The following is a 15,160-nucleotide window of genomic DNA, read 5'->3' as shown; positions in this document are numbered from 1 at the left end:
GTGTTATATTAAAATTGTCATGAGGTTAAATAAGTAACTATATCTGCCACGGTATACTTTACCCCATTGATTTTAATGGGGTATGCTCAGGTAAACAGGTATACTTTTGGTATACCGAAAGACATATTTAAAACCTCATGCAGGAAATCCAATTCCCATATATTTCGCCATGGTTGTCAGGCCGCTAGGCGAAATGTCCCCGTTATTGGAGCTGTTGAGGAATACCTTAACAGCTCCTCTAACACCCCAGCGACTGGTGGCGATGCCGTGCAGGAACCTGATTTCTTTTTCCGTATTTATGCCCTTATCGGCATAAACTGGGAAAAGCTTTTTTATATCCTCCACAAGAACTTGGGTTGTAAACATTAGCCGCTGTATCTGAATACGGTTAAATAACTGTGCCAGGGTTTGCTCGTACCGCCCCATCATTTTTGTGCGTAGCTCATGGTTACCAATCAATACAATACCCACGGACGGAAGGTCTGACTCGTCGCTCTTATCGTTGAAGAAACGAATATCGTCTATGGCTGCAACAGAAAGATGCTGGGCTTCGTCAATGATCAAAATTTTGTTGGACCCGTCCAGCTTGGAGCGGATATCATAATACAAATCAAAAACATTCCGGTTCTCGTTTAGCCTCAATTTCCTGGCAATCATCCGGTATATATTCTTCTGGCTCTTGCATGCCTTGGTGGCTGTTATGTAGATGGCTTCGCTGTAATCGCTGGCGTATTTTTCAGCCCCTTTTGTCTTTCCGATACCGGCGTCTCCAATGATAGTCCCCATGCAACGGCTCACGTGACAATAATCAATGACATTATATACATCTGTTGAGATTGAGGTAGCAACATAATCAGGTGCTGTCGTAAATGCAGCCGCTTTTTCCGTCAGACTGAAAAATTCCTCAATCTTCGGCTCTATATTGCTGTTGCCCTGAGCTTGATATTTACCGGCAAGGTACTGGCTTAACGCTGCAGAACTGATACCGATTTCCTTGGCCAGAGCATTCTGGCTCTTACCGGTGCTCCTCAAATGCTCCTCTAACCGTTCTTTCAATGTTACGTTCATCCTCAATACCTCCTATAAAATTTCTTATTGAAATACCATTTGAACAGTATTAACTGACTTAAGCTGTTTAATTTTTTGCATGGCTTTACGTATATCTTCTTTTGATATTACGTATTCAGGATAGTCAGCCGGGTCAACAATTTGATTGACCGGTAACCGGTTAACATCCATATTTGATTTCACTGGTACACCTCCTCACATAGCCATATTTTTACGCGCATTCTTAGTCATGTTTTGCAGATCAACCACTGAATCAGTCTGATCTGCCGGGGCTTCTTGCACTGTAACAACAGGTTCATTAGCCTTGACAGCTTCCACCACCTTGGCGTTTGGCTTTTGCCCACCGGCTTCCATGTTCTGCTTTGCCTTCCAGAGCATCAGATCTATCGCCTCGATCTTCGGATAAGCTTCCAGGCCGGAATTCTCATCATAGGCTTTGACCGTCTTTTTGAATTGCTTTATTTTAGCCGATGCCTTACGAATGTCTTCTTTGCTGGCACCGTACTTCAGGATGGTTTCGTTATCAACCGGAACGGCACAAAGGAATTCATCCTTTTCATTGTATATCCTTACTTGCCGCAGGTCTTCCGGATCATATCGTAAATACACCCGGTGCCCCTGGTATTTAAGCAGAAAGTCTATATCCCAGTAGAAGAGTTTCTCGCCATATAACTCCAAGTGGACACCCTTTTCCTTGACCGTCTGCATCCTGGTGCTTCTCATCAACATTAGGTTTAAATCCTCGGATGTTGCCTTTCTTACTGTCACCATTTCTTCTGCATATACCTTGTTTGGTGCTCTGCCGTACATCCCAATCCCATTCTGCTCTGTCTCGTTATACATGCCTTCGATGTAGGTATCTAGGTTTTCCCGCAGCTTGCTGTCCAATAGTATGCCCTTGCGGCTCTTTACCTGGTGTTTAAGCCTTTCAGGCTTCTCCAAGGGGTTACCGCCTGTAAAACCAACCATAAGTCGACTAAATTTATCTTTAAACTCTTTAAAAGCTCGCTCAATAATCTTTGCCCTGCCGTTTCGGACCTTAGCATTCCAGAATTCTATACCCAACCTGGCAAAAATGGGAGGGGGGGTATGTTCATCTTTCTTAGATTTAGATGTCTTCCTCCGGCCACGTCCGCCTATATCAAAACAAAGAAATTCACGACCATTATCTGTATAAATGTAACGTGGGATGCCATGCTTTAAAATGGCTTTTCGCAGCGCATACAATACTGCTTCACTGTTCGGTTTATCAGTTAGGTACCAACCAACAATCTTTCTTGAACGCACATCTTGGAATCCCGTTACATACATACGGTGCAGTTTCTCTGTACCGTCTTCAATGACAAGAACATCCAGTGTATGGTTATCCGCCACCCATACATCGTTAATTTCCAGATCATCATACAATCTGGTTATGTACGGCGCTGCATCGTCCTCGAAGGCTTTATCTCCTTCCCTGAAGTATTTCAGCACTGCAAACGGAATGGTCTTGACTGCCCGGACAAAAGAATGGTAGCTTGGAATCTCTGAAAGCAACTCCGGCATTTCTTTTTCGCACCACCAGGTGACATAATCAACGCATTGCTTTATGGCGTACTGACTCTCATCCAAGTAATAGTATTTAAAGAGTTCCCAGGCAAGTTCCGGTATGCTGTTTTGTCCCAACCGGTGCCGGCCCCGCTTGTCAACCAGTGCATCGTAATTCTTTGCCCGGACAGCTTTCCATTTGCGATATAGACTATTCACCGATAAGAATATTCCTGTGTACTGACTCCTGGCAGCCTCCACAAAGGACTCATCCACCGATCGCAAATCACCCCTGCGGCCTGATCGAAAAGCCTGCCAGTCCTTTACTGCCTGTATCCATGATTGGATGATTTGCCGGTCATCCTCGCTGTACTCGTCAAATGTCTTGGACTGGCATACATTTTCCGGTACTGCCGCCGGGTGCTCTTTTTCTTGCTCTTTCTCTAGCTTTTTCCAGTATTTCATCTGTACACGGTCGTCCAGAGATGATAACGGTACTATGTACTTAACACCGCCCCGACCGCCCCGGTTACAACGCTCTTCCTTGCCATGAATTTGACCAGAGGTGATTTTCTTCCTGACTGCCCGCTCCGTTATACTCAATAACAGAGCTACTTCTTCAACTGGCAGGTATATTTCATTATCTATTGTTTTTAGTTCAGCCAATATAACCACCTCTGCCTTAGCCAAAAGAGTTATGTCTTACATGTCCGCCTTCATCCGGCCTATTAAATCCCGTACAGTTTTCTCCCGCCGGGACAGGTCTTTTCTTACCTGGTCGATTTTACCCAGTTCCGCCAGTAACGCTTCCTCTGATTCGAGGAGGTAGCATTGCACAAGTTTTGCCATCATTTTTAGCGGTTGTTTAAATCCGGTTACATGACAGAAGGCCGGCAAATATTCGGCCGGGAAACGGTGGTGCTCTTTTGACTCAGCGGTCCAAGAATCCAACTGGCTTTTTGTTATCTCCACACCAACCAATTCACTCATTCTGCATGCTACTTCAAACCGGCTCAAGGAGGAATACTTTAGTCCTTCAGACAGTGTGTTCCGCAATTGTAACGATATATTAAGACTGCCGGGATTTATTTCCGTGCTTTTTTCCTGTTCTTGCTGGATTTCCTCCACAAAATCGAACAATGACAACTGACCCGGCACTGACCCACCTTTCTTTCTCCTAACCATATCCAGCCTCCGCCTAATAAATTACGGATAAACGCTCTCACTCGCCGCTATAGGCTCACCTGCTAGCCTTTAATACCCGTTTCTTTCCTGTTGTCCTATGTTTAAGATGCAGGCAGTCAAGCAGATTTTTAACAACCAACCAATTATCTGGATTAAGTTTTGCCCTTGACATAAGCTCTTTCTGTCTGCGTGTCGGTCTTTTTCCTTGCTTCACCCTCACACCTCCTTGCGCGTGGTAGGAATTACCTCACTCCCCGTCGAATCTTGACGGTGCCAACCAAACCAAAACCAATAGGGAGGAGGTGAAAAAAAATGGATCAGTTATTTTTTAATAAAATTTACAAAGAAGTAAGTATTGATATTAAGCTAAATGTAGTAGATTTTATGCGTACCCATTTTATGGGCATTACAAAAAAATATCAATCTTATCCTGAATTAGTACCACGCTCTCAAGTTATGGACGATCACGAAGATCTTTTTCTTAATATAATTGATAAAATAATTGGAGAATCCATAAGAGCATCTATTATTATTGTTGAGAAATATCACGAGGAGTTTCATTCTTAAGACGGTTTTCCGATAAAACTTGTGCATAGTACATAATGTTATTGGCTGTAGGAACTACACCATGTAACATACTTATATATTTTGTCCCGCCAGCCTGATCTAAAAGATCTAACAGACTAAGCATTTCATATACTGTGCACAAACCTACTCTTGAATCATTATCATGCAAATTCTTGATGGCTTTGTATATAATCCGATGCTTATCTATTGAGAAATCTTCCACCGAGAGTATAGTACTGACTTTCTCAATAGTTGTAGGTTCAAGAAGTAAACCGCCGAGAACGTTTTGTTCATACTCCATTCTGCTAAATGGCTGGTCTGGATCTCTCTCATCCAGTCTAGCCTTCATTTTTTTAACTAGTGCTACAACATAAACGAGTTTACCGTTACTTTGGTAGGAGTCTAATAAATACCAATCCTCCTTCAATAATTGGTTAACCTCGATTATATCAGTGCTTTCTTTTATCTCACTAACAGGCATCAATTTTACAGACATTTGAGTTTTCACCTCCTTACTCGGTTTTAAACGCCTTTTTAAAAACCGTTTAAAAGTGCTTTCAAGACGCCTATTTCATTGCCTATGCTTAGTCAACCTGATTTTCGGCCCGATGCCGGGCCTTTTAATTGCTCAAAGACTTTGCTACCTTCTTCCAGTTTGCGACCGCCCGGTAAACACTGTCTTTACTACCTACTTTCCAACCCTGCTTTGCAGCTTCTTCACGCAGATGCCTGTCCAGCTCCACCACCTTAGCCCGTGGCTTCTGGATAAAAAGTTCCTGCAGAAAAGCCAGTGCCGCATCGTCAAAGCTGCGCGGTTTGTGCCGGCGGGGAACGTAGACAACCTGCACCGGTTGCACATTCCGATTGCCTCCAGCACCGGCTATCAGCCGTGACAGCCGGTTAATCTCCGATTTTAGTTCCCTGACCACATTCTGCAGGTACCCAGCTGAAACCAACTCACCCCGTTCTACCTGCTCGTATAGGTTGATCAGTGCATCCTGCACCGCTACGGCTTTGGGTTGGTTAGATTTCATGCAGATTTTTAACGCGCCACGTTTAGTGAAGACTCGGATGTGAGGATCACCGCCCTGGGGGTTCACCGTCAAATTGACGTCGAACCTGTTTTCATTGTTAACTTGGTTCATACCCATCTTGGGTACGAACTTCCTCATATCTACAACAAAGGAGTCCCTATTAGTAAAACTATCCCTATTCCGGTCATATATTTTTGCAACGGCATTATCCTTACTATACTCCAACGCCCTAGCTAAATCCCTGGCCGTCACCACCGGCTGCCCGTCCACCTCCACGATACGCATGTTCTCACGATGTGCCAGAACCGGTAATAAATCTTGACTCATACTTTATCTCACCACCTTCTATTGTCAGATCATCTATTCTTGTTGTTGAGAGATATCACAAGGAATTATATTTTTCAACCACCGGCGAAATTCACCGACAGTTCCTTGAAAAACTAACATCTTATATTTCATCAGGCTATTTCTCCCTCTAAATCATTTACTTTACTTTAAATTCCGTTCCATTCCCCTCCAAAAACTATTCAAGTAAACAAGAATTTTCATTATATCCTTTAGGAAGTTCGTTTATCATTTCTTGCAGCAGTTCGCACTCGGCTTGGGCCTCTTTCCATTCTGACTCATACTTTTCTTTAGGTTGGTTCATCGCATAATTTTTAGAGTAGCATAACAAATTATGGCAAGCCATTTCATAATACTTTTGCAGCAGACCTATCTTCTGGACATATTTTTTTGCATTAACTGAATCATCAACAACACGGGTAGATTCATTCTGAACACTATCCTTCTTTTCACCCGGAACCACACCGTCAAAAAAACCGTTGCCTTCGTTAAAAACCCACCCCTGATCGTGAAAATATCGCTGATGTTTATCTTCTTTATGGCCGCATACACTACATACTGTACTCACCAGCCGGTACGGAGCAGCCGCAAAATCTTTAATCATTTCCACAGCCTCAACGGAATCCTTGGCACCACATTTATAACACCCACACTTATTGCCCTTCCGTTCATAAATAGTTATAGCCTCATCATTATCCACCAGCTTAATACGCCCCATATCTATACATACACCACCTTTTAAAATTGCTCTTAAACATTGATTAAACTGGCTTTAAACGGTTTTAAATGCCTAGTTTTAAAACCGTTTAAAGCATTTATTTTATTGCCTATGTTCGGTTAAACTAATTTCCATACCGCCGCCAAAAAGTTTCAGTACCTTTTCCATTGCCACCCCCTTTTATCTTTGATAGAATTGTCTAGATGATTATAGACATACGTTTTAGCATGTCTTTACGTCCATATTACGCTACATTGTCCGGCCAGATATCTTCAACCTTCTTGCCGATTGCCTTAGCTATAAACGGTCTAATCCGGTAACCCCTGTTCCTGCCGGTGTTGTATATCACCTGGTGTATACGGCCCACAGACACGCCGGCCTCACCAGCGATGTCCTTCAGCTTTACACCATTCAGGAGCATTGCCGCCCGGATTTCTTGGGGAGTCATGCCCTTACTGTTGCCCATGGCCAGTCCTCCTTTCACGATTAGACTGGGGTATGTCTATAAAATTAAATTCCTTGGATATAATAATAATACTTCACAGTTCTACAGTCAATAAATTTTACTACTCAGAGGTGGATATTTTGTATGTTGGTGTAAGGGTTCAAAAACTCAGAAAACATCTTGGATTATCTCAAAAAGACTTTGGAGAATGCCTGGGTATATCTCAAAAGCATATTTCTCAAATCGAAAAAGATACCAGAGAGCCGTCTGAGCAATTAATTAAACACCTTTGCCTACGCTATAATACCTCTGAGAGCTGGATAAAAACAGGGGAAGGGGAAATGTTCACTTCCCCGGAAGAATCGCTGAAAAACATAAAGACCCGTTTGGGAGAACGGGTCTTTATGGATGCCATTAATAACATAATGAAAGAAAACGGCCTCGCATTTGCTGCTGGCCGAGCAGCCCACCGTGCCGACACCGGCGACCCAGAATTAGATCGCATGATTAATATACTTCACGACCTTTGGGATGCCGGTGAAGATCTGAAAGGGTGGACCAAAGTTCAGTTTAATCGCTCTTTCCCAGACGAAGTGGTGGAGGACGTCCAAAAAAAACAACAGGAAACCAAAGGACAAGCACAAATCAGCTAGCCTAACAATCATTACCAATATTAATTAGTTAACTATCATACAGTTAACTACGAATTTAATTGAGAAAGAGTGATACTCATGAAAACTCCTATGACTTATATTGAAATAGAAGGCTATTGCCCGCATCTTAAAAGAAAACATTCAATAACCGTCGGGTGTAATGTTTTACATTTGCCAGGCCGCTTAACACCCAAATATAGTTCAGTGACATTTAAATGTGACTATATTGATGAATGTCGTCATAACTGCCCATTAGAAAAGGTAGCTGATAATAAATTTAAATTTTAAACCCTTTAAAAAGACTAATATTTACCCCAGTGATTTGAGATAACTTATTAATAGTATGGTGGAAAGTTCCTAAGCAGCCATACATTTCTATACAATCATCTGCATATTTACACGTTTTACAAGATACATGTCTCATATCTTCTTCTTCATGAAATACTACTTTAACTAGTTCAACAGTATGTTTTGCTATACAGTATAATTCCATCTCAGTTAAAGATTCTTGTCCATTTAATTGTTCCAAAATGTTATCAGACATAATCATTCATCCTTTCTTTTGATATTGTTAAACCAGTAGACTTACCAGTGTCCAGTGTCTATTGGGCAATTTGCATTTTAAAAAGGAAAGCAAAGTTTATACCACAAAAAAATCGATCCGAAAAGGTGTTTTTAACAAAATCGCTGAAAGCCTTGATATTATTGACTTCTTCGATTGGGGAACTAACAGCAGGTTCCGCAATCAAAGTTCCGCAATCATAACCGATTCCCATTGTCATTTGATTACATATAAACACCCCCTTAAACGTTGATTAAACAGGGTTTAAACGTTTTTAAACGCATAATATTTAAACCTTTAAAAACCCCTTTTAATTGCTTTCAAAGCCTTACATTCATTTGCATTTATTCTCTCAAGGATTACACTTAACCCCGCGTATTTACTGGAATTTACGGGTTATTACATTGCGGAACTTTTTTGTTGTTTACGTGAAAGATCACAGACGTTAAAGCGGAGTACCTATGTATTCCTAAATTAACAATGAGTGTAAATGAATTGAATGGCAAATATATGTTATATGATGGTGATGTTGTGTTTGCAGATGCATCCGAAGATTATGACGGAACATGTAAATATGTTGTGGTAAAAAACAAAGATAACATGCCGTTCATAGCCGGTCTTCATACAATAATTGCTCATCCGAAGAACGATTCGATCTCTGATGAGTATAAGCAATATTGTTTTTGTAGTTTAAATGTAAGAAAACAATTTGCACTTTGTGCAAACGGGATTTCTGTGTACGGGATTAGTAAAAGCAGTATTGAGAAGATATCATTCCCGCTCCCGCCCCTCCCGGAACAAACTGCTATAGCCAATATCCTATCTACGGCAGACAAAGAAATTGACCTGCACGAAAAGCATCTGGCGGAACTCAAAAAGCAAAAAAAAGCTTTGATGCAGCAGCTGCTGACCGGTATTGTGAGAGTCAACACGGAGAAGGTGATTTAATGCCCGACCATACCATATTTGACGAACGCCCTGAAAGTCAGGAGAGGGCAATTAAAGTATTGGAAAAGTTAGGCTATCAGTATGTACCCCGGTCACGGGCAGAAATTTTTCGAGGACGGCTTTCTCATGTTTTATTTCCTGATGTTTTGCGAGAGTTTATGCACCGGCAGTCTTTCGTTTATAGAGGAAAGCAAACGCCTTTTTCCGAACGTTCTATCGGCAAGGCCATTAAGGATATCGACGTGCCGCTTATTTCCGGGTTGATGTCGGCCGGCAAAAACATCTATGATATGCTTATTTCCGGCAACAGCTATGAGGAGGAATTATTTGATGGAGGCCGTCAGTCTTTTGATCTAAAGTTTATTGACTGGGAACATCCGGAAAACAATCTATGGCAGGTGACAGATGAATTTTCAGTGGAGCGGGCGGATGGCAAATATGTGTGGCCGGATATAGTGCTGCTTGTCAATGGTCTTCCTCTGGTGGTGATCGAGTGCAAAAAATCCGGTATTGATGTGGAAAAAGGAGTTGCTCAAAATACACGCAACTGGCAACCCGACTATATTCCCCATCTGTTTAAATATGCGCAAATCATTATGGCCATGAATCTAAACACTGTAAAATATGGAACTTGTGGTACGACTGCTGAGCATTTTAGCGTCTGGCGGGAAAAAAATTATCAATGGCAGCAGGAAAAATGCAGCAATGTCAGCCCTGACGGCAAAGTCACTGCACAGGACAGAACTATTGTTTCCATACTCTCCAAAGAGAGATTGCTGGAATTGATGCGTTATTTTATCCTATATGACAATAATGTCAAGAAAATTGCCCGCTATCAACAGTTTTTTGCTGTACAGGCAACCATGAAACGTATAAAGGGGGAAGATAACAAAGGTGCAAGGGGTGGTGTGATCTGGCACAGCCAGGGCAGCGGTAAATCTCTCACCATGGTGATGCTGGTTAAAAAAATAATAGCTGACCCGGATATCGGAAATCCTCGTTTTGTGCTTGTCAATGATCGGGTCAATCTGGATAAGCAGCTGAGGGACAACTTTGCCAGAACTCAGCTCAGACCGGTCCGGGCCAGTACAGGCAAGGGTCTGATTGATTTGTTAAGGGACAAAAGTGAAACTATAATTACTACTCTTGTACATAAATTTTATACAGCAGCAAAAAAGAGAGTCAAGATTGAAGATGACAATATTTTTTTGCTGGTGGACGAAAGCCATCGCTCACACTCAAGTGAACTTCATGACTTTATGATTGATGTTCTGCCTAATGCTATAAAAATAGGTTTTACCGGCACGCCGCTGCTTAAGAAACACAAATTAAATACCTATGCGCAGTTTGGACCGCTTATTGACAGTTACCCTATTACCAGGGCTGTTGAAGACGGTGTTATTGTTCCTCTTGTCTATGAGGGCAGGATTATTCCACAAGATGTGACGAGTGAGAAGATTGATGATTATCTCAAATATATTATTGCGCCGCTGAATCACGAGCGGCAGGAAGATATGAAGCGCAAATGGAGCCGTCTTTTACCTCTGGCTCAAACTCGTCAACGCATAGACATGGTGGCTTTTGACATTCATGAGCACTTTATAAGTTATGCCGGGCCTAAGGGATTCAAGGCTATGATTGCAGCATCATCTCGTCCGGCAGCTATTGACCTGCATAGATCGATAAAGAAACTTGGCGGGATAAAAACAGCGGTGGTGATATCGCCCGAAAATGTTAAAGAAGGTGATGAGCTTACCGGTGAAAATAAAGAAAAAATAAGATCCTTTTTCAAGGAAGAGGTGGAGCCTCTCTTTGGACATAACTATGAGGAATATGGTGAATGGGCTAAAAACAGCTTCATTGGTGGTGAAGATGTGGATATGCTTATTGTCAAGGATATGTTGCTAACCGGCTTTGACGCGCCGGTTGCTGCTGTGCTGTATGTGGATAAACCCATGAGGGAGCATGCTTTGTTGCAGGCCCTTGCCCGCGTTAACCGCGTTTATCCGGGCAAAGACTTCGGGCTCATCGTGGATTATTGGGGTATTTTTAGCAAGCTTAATACTGCCATGGATATGTATGCGGATGAGAAATCCGGTATGGACGGATATGATCAGGCGGATATTGAAAATGCTATTCTTGGTGCCGTTGATCAAAAACGCAAGCTGGAAAGGGCGCACAGTGAATTGCGGCTTGTTTTTGAGGGAAAGGATTTTGATCGAAACAGTTCCGATGGTTGGCAAAGTGCATTGGCAGATAGTGACTTGAGAAAAGTTTTTTATGAAAAGCTTTCAGTATTTTCCCGCCTGCTGGATTTGGCCATGGGAAGCTATGCTTTCTATAGCGCCATTGGTTATGACCGTATTCAGCAATACAAGCGGGATTTGCTTCATTTCCAAAAGCTTCGCGGGGCGGTCTTGCTTCGTTATAATGAAAAAGTAGATTTTAGTAAATATGAAGACGGTATTCGCAGCCTGTTGAATAATTTTGTGCTTTCCGAACCAAGCCGGATTATTGTTGAACCTGTTTCTATTCATGATACCGAAGGGATGAAAGCGCAGCTTGAGAAGCTGGATAGCAAAGCCGCCAAAGGGGATGCCATTCGTACGCGTATGGACAAAGAGCTGGAAACCTGTCGTTATGATGACCCTTTACTATATAAGAGGTTTTTTGCGCAGGTCCAAGAAACCCTGGAAGTATACAAAGCCTCAAGAAATGATGATGTTTATTTCTTTGAAATGGAGAAAATGGCGGATGATTTTAAAAAAGGCTATACCGGCCATCACTACCCTGCGTGTATTGATAATGACAGTGATGCGAAAGCTTTTTATGGCATAATTCAGAGTATCATTGCTGAAGTCATATATGATATAACGCCGGAAATAGATGAGGGCATGGGGCAACTGGCCATTGAGGTCAAAAATGCCATTTGCAGTCGTGCAAAGGTGGATTGGCGTCATAATGTTGCTGTGCACAAAGACATGGAACAAGCTCTTGATGATCTGATTTGGGATTTTGCCGAGCAATATCAAATAAAATTATCCGTTGAAAAAATCGATCTCATGCTGGAAGAACTAAGAAAAACAGCAATTAGCAGGTATTAGGTTATGAAACAGAGAAAATTCTTGACGGGGTTATCGGGTGATATTGAAATAAATATTGAACGAAAAAATGTAAAAAGTATCCGTCTTAAGGTTTTTCCTACCGGATGTATTATGCTGTCCGCACCTGTGGGGGTGTCGGATGAATGGATAAATGACTACCTCGACAGCAAAACCGGATGGATTGAAAAATCTTTGCATTACTTTAAAGATACCGGGGTTAATGGGTTTGAAACTATAATACGCAGTGGAATATCAACACGTATATTGGGAAGGCAAAAAAGGATCATCATCAATGAAGGAAGGAGTTGTAAAATCGAGCAAAAGGAAGACATCATACTTATACAGTCGCCTAACTTGGAGAATAAACAGGTTCTGCAAAAACAATTTGAGCGATGGTGGCATAAACAGAGTAAATTATATTTTTTATTGACTATAGATCGCTTATATCCGGTTATTGCAAAACATGGTATCAATAAGCCTGACCTTCAAGTCAGAAAAATGAAAACTCTGTGGGGCAGCTGCTCCAGAACACGCGGTAGAATCAATCTGAACTACTATTTGTATAAAGCCTCACCGCCTTGCATAGATTATGTGGTTTTACATGAGCTTATACACTTTCTCTATCCTAACCATAATAAGGATTTTTATGAATTTCTGACCGTCCATATGCCGGATTGGAGAGAGCGCAAGAGAATTCTCGATCACGAAATTGTAAAGGAATTGGGCTATTCAGGGTCTTAGCATTGGAGGAATAATGAATTTTAATCATGGGCAAATAAAGAACATTGTCAATTATGATCAGGCGGATAAAATAAGACGGGCCTTGATAATGACAGCGGTACCGGCAGAGAGGGAAGCGGTGCTGCGTGGACTGAAAAACGACAGGAGAGCCGATGTAATGCTGGCCGGTGTTGGCCCGGTATCCGCCGCTGTTAAGACAGTAAAGATTCTGTCAGCTGCAAATGATAAATACGATTTGGTCGTTTGTCTGGGTATCGGTGGAGGTTTTCCCGGCAAGGCTGAGGTAGGTTCACTGGTGGCAGCAAACGAAATCATAGCTGCCGATTTGGGAGTGGAGACTTCTGTGGGTTTCAGCAGCTTGGATGAGTTAGGCTTTGGCTGCACACGTATCCGGGTCGAGGCAAGCCTGCTGAAAGACCTGCAAGAGACACTGCTGGCGGCTAATTTGCCTTTACAGATCGGGCCTGTGCTCACTGTGTCAACAGTTACCGGCACGGTTGAAAGTGCGGCGGCGCTGGTTGGCCGGGTACCCGAGGCTGCTGCTGAGGCTATGGAGGGTTATGGTGTGGCCCTGGCAGCCCGTGAATTAGGTTTGCCTATTCTGGAACTGCGTGCTGTCTCAAACCTGGTCGGACCGCGCGATCGCGCCTCCTGGCGGATCAAAGAGGCTCTCGAAGTATTAGAAGCAGCCAGTTCAGTATTATTGGAGGTTTTAGCGTGAAAATTGTTTTTTCTCCCTGTCCCAATGACACCTTTATCTTTCATGCCTGGGTGCACGGGCTGGTGCCGGGTGCGCCGGAGCTTGACGTTGCTCTTGCGGACATTGATGTGACAAACAAACTGGCAGCCGGTCCGAACGGGCCGGACATTATTAAAATATCCTTTGCCGCATTGCCGTGGGTATTATCAAAATACGCGCTTTTGCCATGCGGGGGTGCGCTGGGCAGAGGTTGCGGGCCGCTGGTATTAGTGGCAAACAAACCCTGCGGCATAATAAACCCGGCAGACCTGGCCGGTCGGCGTGTGGCAGTACCGGCTGAGCGCTCAACAGCATATTTGCTTTTTCGCCTGTGGCTGGATCAACATGTCCCGGGAGGTGTAGGTGAAATTATAATTTTGCCTTTTCATGAAATTATGCCGGCAGTCCGTGACGGTTTGGTTGACGCGGGCTTGGTAATCCATGAGTCACGTTTTACCTATCCTTCGTTTGGGCTGACTCTTTTAGTTGACCTGGGCAGTTGGTGGGAATCCGACACTAACCTGCCTATCCCGCTGGGAGCAATCGTTGCCCGTCGAACCCTGGATTTAAGTGCTATTACAGGCTGGCTTAGGGAATCAGTTAAATATGCCTGGGCACACCCGGAAGCTTCTCAGGAGTATGTGCTGAGACATGCCCAAGAGCTATCACCTGAAGTAGCTAAAGCGCATATCCGGCTTTATGTTAATGAATTCACTCTAAATTTAGGTGAGGGCTATGGGGCTGTAATCAGCTTGCTCAGCCGGGCCGCGCAAGCAGGTTTAATCCCTGATGTGAACTTATCGAAGCTTTCTCTTACCGAACTTTAAACTTATATCCGACACCCCAAACGGTACTGATATATTTCTTGTATTCGCCTAATTTTTCTCTTATTTGTTTGATATGGGTATCTACTGTCCTTAAATCCCCATAGAAGTCGTAGCCCCATACTTCGGTTAATAATTCTTCCCGAGTGAAAACCTGATCCTTGTATTTCACAAAATGATATAAAAGAGTGTATTCCTTTGGTGTTAATTTTAATTCCTTATCATCCAGATATACCTCTCTGGTAGAGGGATTAATCCTTATTTTATCGGTTTTTAAAAAGCTTTCTTCTGAAAGTGGTATTATATTTGCTCTTTTTAGAACAGCTTTTATTCTGGCCACAACTTCTTTGGGGCTGAAGGGTTTTGTAATATAGTCATCTACCCCTAATTCGAAACCTAGGAGCTTGGCATATTCTTCATCCCTGGCAGTCAATATAATAATGGGAATGTTTGAGCGTTCTCTTATTTTTTTACAAACCGTCCAACCGTCTAATCCGGGCAGCATGACATCCAGCGATATTAGTGAATAATTATGAATAGAAAAAATATCCAGTGCCTCATTGCCATCTCCGGACTCATCAACAGTAAACCCTTCGTTTACGAGAAGAAGTTTAATAACATCTCTGACATTCCTGTCATTATCGACTATTAATATTTTTATGTTTTTCATAATGTTCTCCACCCCCCGGCGAATAATGAG

19 protein-coding genes are annotated in these 15,160 nt (G+C 42.7%); 7 read left to right on the top strand and 12 right to left on the bottom strand.

Translation table 11 applies throughout. From position 1 onward, the window contains the following. Nucleotides 1-135: 135 nt before the first annotated feature. From DTOX_RS20340 to DTOX_RS23710, 5 genes are read right to left on the bottom strand one after another with little or no spacing between them, the layout of a single operon-like run. The gene (locus DTOX_RS20340) at nt 136-1,068 is read right to left on the bottom strand and encodes an AAA family ATPase (RefSeq protein ID WP_015759553.1); all 933 of its coding nucleotides are present in this window, start codon (nt 1,066-1,068) and stop codon (nt 136-138) included. A 24-nt stretch (nt 1,069-1,092) separates the two neighbouring features. Next, entirely contained in the window at nt 1,093-1,251 is a 159-nt protein-coding gene (locus tag DTOX_RS23315) for a hypothetical protein (protein ID WP_015759552.1), read from the bottom strand. 12 nt (nt 1,252-1,263) lie between these two features. After that, a complete protein-coding gene (locus DTOX_RS20335) occupies nt 1,264-3,261 on the bottom strand; it encodes a Mu transposase C-terminal domain-containing protein (protein ID WP_015759551.1) in 1,998 nt (665 codons plus the stop codon). A 36-nt stretch (nt 3,262-3,297) separates the two neighbouring features. Further along, nucleotides 3,298-3,780, bottom strand: coding sequence for a hypothetical protein (locus tag DTOX_RS20330; protein ID WP_015759550.1), 483 nt, complete (start codon nt 3,778-3,780; stop codon nt 3,298-3,300). Nucleotides 3,781-3,835: 55 nt separating this feature from the next. Beyond that, the gene (locus DTOX_RS23710; protein ID WP_015759549.1) at nt 3,836-3,994 is read right to left on the bottom strand and encodes a DUF6906 family protein; all 159 of its coding nucleotides are present in this window, start codon (nt 3,992-3,994) and stop codon (nt 3,836-3,838) included. 98 nt (nt 3,995-4,092) lie between these two features. Between DTOX_RS23710 and DTOX_RS20325 the strand changes: the two genes are divergently transcribed. Further along, nucleotides 4,093-4,347: a hypothetical protein gene (locus DTOX_RS20325; protein ID WP_015759548.1), complete on the top strand. Its 255-nt coding sequence runs from the start codon at nt 4,093-4,095 to the stop codon at nt 4,345-4,347. Here the strand turns inward: DTOX_RS20325 and DTOX_RS20320 are convergent. The 4 genes from DTOX_RS20320 to DTOX_RS20305 form a co-directional block, all read right to left on the bottom strand. After that, nucleotides 4,310-4,843 (bottom strand): DnaB-like helicase N-terminal domain-containing protein, encoded by a 534-nt coding sequence (locus DTOX_RS20320; RefSeq protein ID WP_015759547.1) that lies wholly within the window; start codon nt 4,841-4,843, stop codon nt 4,310-4,312. The genes DTOX_RS20325 and DTOX_RS20320 overlap by 38 nt on opposite strands. A 124-nt stretch (nt 4,844-4,967) precedes the next feature. Further along, nucleotides 4,968-5,708 (bottom strand): BRO family protein, encoded by a 741-nt coding sequence (locus tag DTOX_RS21805; protein WP_015759546.1) that lies wholly within the window; start codon nt 5,706-5,708, stop codon nt 4,968-4,970. A 196-nt stretch (nt 5,709-5,904) separates the two neighbouring features. Beyond that, entirely contained in the window at nt 5,905-6,444 is a 540-nt protein-coding gene (locus DTOX_RS20310) for a hypothetical protein (RefSeq protein WP_015759545.1), read from the bottom strand. A 244-nt stretch (nt 6,445-6,688) separates the two neighbouring features. Beyond that, entirely contained in the window at nt 6,689-6,910 is a 222-nt protein-coding gene (locus DTOX_RS20305; RefSeq protein ID WP_015759544.1) for a helix-turn-helix domain-containing protein, read from the bottom strand. A gap of 119 nt (nt 6,911-7,029) precedes the next feature. Here DTOX_RS20305 and DTOX_RS20300 point away from each other — a divergent pair, with 119 nt between their 5' ends. Then, entirely contained in the window at nt 7,030-7,542 is a 513-nt protein-coding gene (locus DTOX_RS20300; protein ID WP_015759543.1) for a helix-turn-helix domain-containing protein, read from the top strand. A gap of 277 nt (nt 7,543-7,819) precedes the next feature. Here the strand turns inward: DTOX_RS20300 and DTOX_RS20290 are convergent, their stop codons facing one another. Continuing rightward, complete coding sequence (locus DTOX_RS20290; protein WP_015759541.1) at nt 7,820-8,086, bottom strand: hypothetical protein; 267 nt, start codon at nt 8,084-8,086, stop codon at nt 7,820-7,822. A gap of 58 nt (nt 8,087-8,144) precedes the next feature. Continuing rightward, nucleotides 8,145-8,324, bottom strand: coding sequence for a hypothetical protein (locus DTOX_RS23310; protein ID WP_157863029.1), 180 nt, complete (start codon nt 8,322-8,324; stop codon nt 8,145-8,147). 275 nt (nt 8,325-8,599) lie between these two features. Between DTOX_RS23310 and DTOX_RS20285 the strand changes: the two genes are divergently transcribed. The 5 genes from DTOX_RS20285 to DTOX_RS20265 are packed head-to-tail and all read left to right on the top strand — an operon-like array spanning nt 8,600 to nt 14,463. Beyond that, on the top strand, nt 8,600-9,052 hold the full coding sequence (locus tag DTOX_RS20285) for a restriction endonuclease subunit S (protein WP_162013548.1): 453 nt from the start codon (nt 8,600-8,602) through the stop codon (nt 9,050-9,052). Next, entirely contained in the window at nt 9,052-12,156 is a 3,105-nt protein-coding gene (locus DTOX_RS20280; RefSeq protein WP_015759540.1) for a type I restriction endonuclease subunit R, read from the top strand. Before DTOX_RS20285 ends, DTOX_RS20280 begins: the two co-directional genes overlap by 1 nt. A gap of 3 nt (nt 12,157-12,159) precedes the next feature. Further along, nucleotides 12,160-12,897, top strand: coding sequence for a M48 family metallopeptidase (locus tag DTOX_RS20275; protein WP_015759539.1), 738 nt, complete (start codon nt 12,160-12,162; stop codon nt 12,895-12,897). Nucleotides 12,898-12,910: 13 nt separating this feature from the next. Then, nucleotides 12,911-13,618, top strand: a complete 708-nt coding sequence (locus DTOX_RS20270; RefSeq protein ID WP_015759538.1) for a futalosine hydrolase — start codon at nt 12,911-12,913, stop codon at nt 13,616-13,618. Next, complete coding sequence (locus DTOX_RS20265) at nt 13,615-14,463, top strand: 1,4-dihydroxy-6-naphtoate synthase (RefSeq protein ID WP_015759537.1); 849 nt, start codon at nt 13,615-13,617, stop codon at nt 14,461-14,463. The genes DTOX_RS20270 and DTOX_RS20265 overlap by 4 nt, the downstream gene beginning before the upstream one ends. Here the strand turns inward: DTOX_RS20265 and DTOX_RS20260 are convergent. Further along, nucleotides 14,450-15,130 carry a response regulator transcription factor gene (locus DTOX_RS20260; RefSeq protein ID WP_015759536.1) on the bottom strand — a complete coding sequence of 227 codons (681 nt, stop codon included), beginning with the start codon at nt 15,128-15,130 and terminating at the stop codon, nt 14,450-14,452. The two genes, DTOX_RS20265 and DTOX_RS20260, sit on opposite strands and share 14 nt — an antisense overlap. Nucleotides 15,131-15,160 lie beyond the last annotated feature (30 nt).

It is taken from the genome of Desulfofarcimen acetoxidans DSM 771, from assembly GCF_000024205.1.
In the GTDB taxonomy this organism is placed as follows: domain Bacteria; phylum Bacillota; class Desulfotomaculia; order Desulfotomaculales; family Desulfofarciminaceae; genus Desulfofarcimen; species Desulfofarcimen acetoxidans.
The sequence above is the reverse complement of the archived record's forward strand: the minus strand, read 5'-3'. Positions and strand labels throughout refer to the sequence as shown.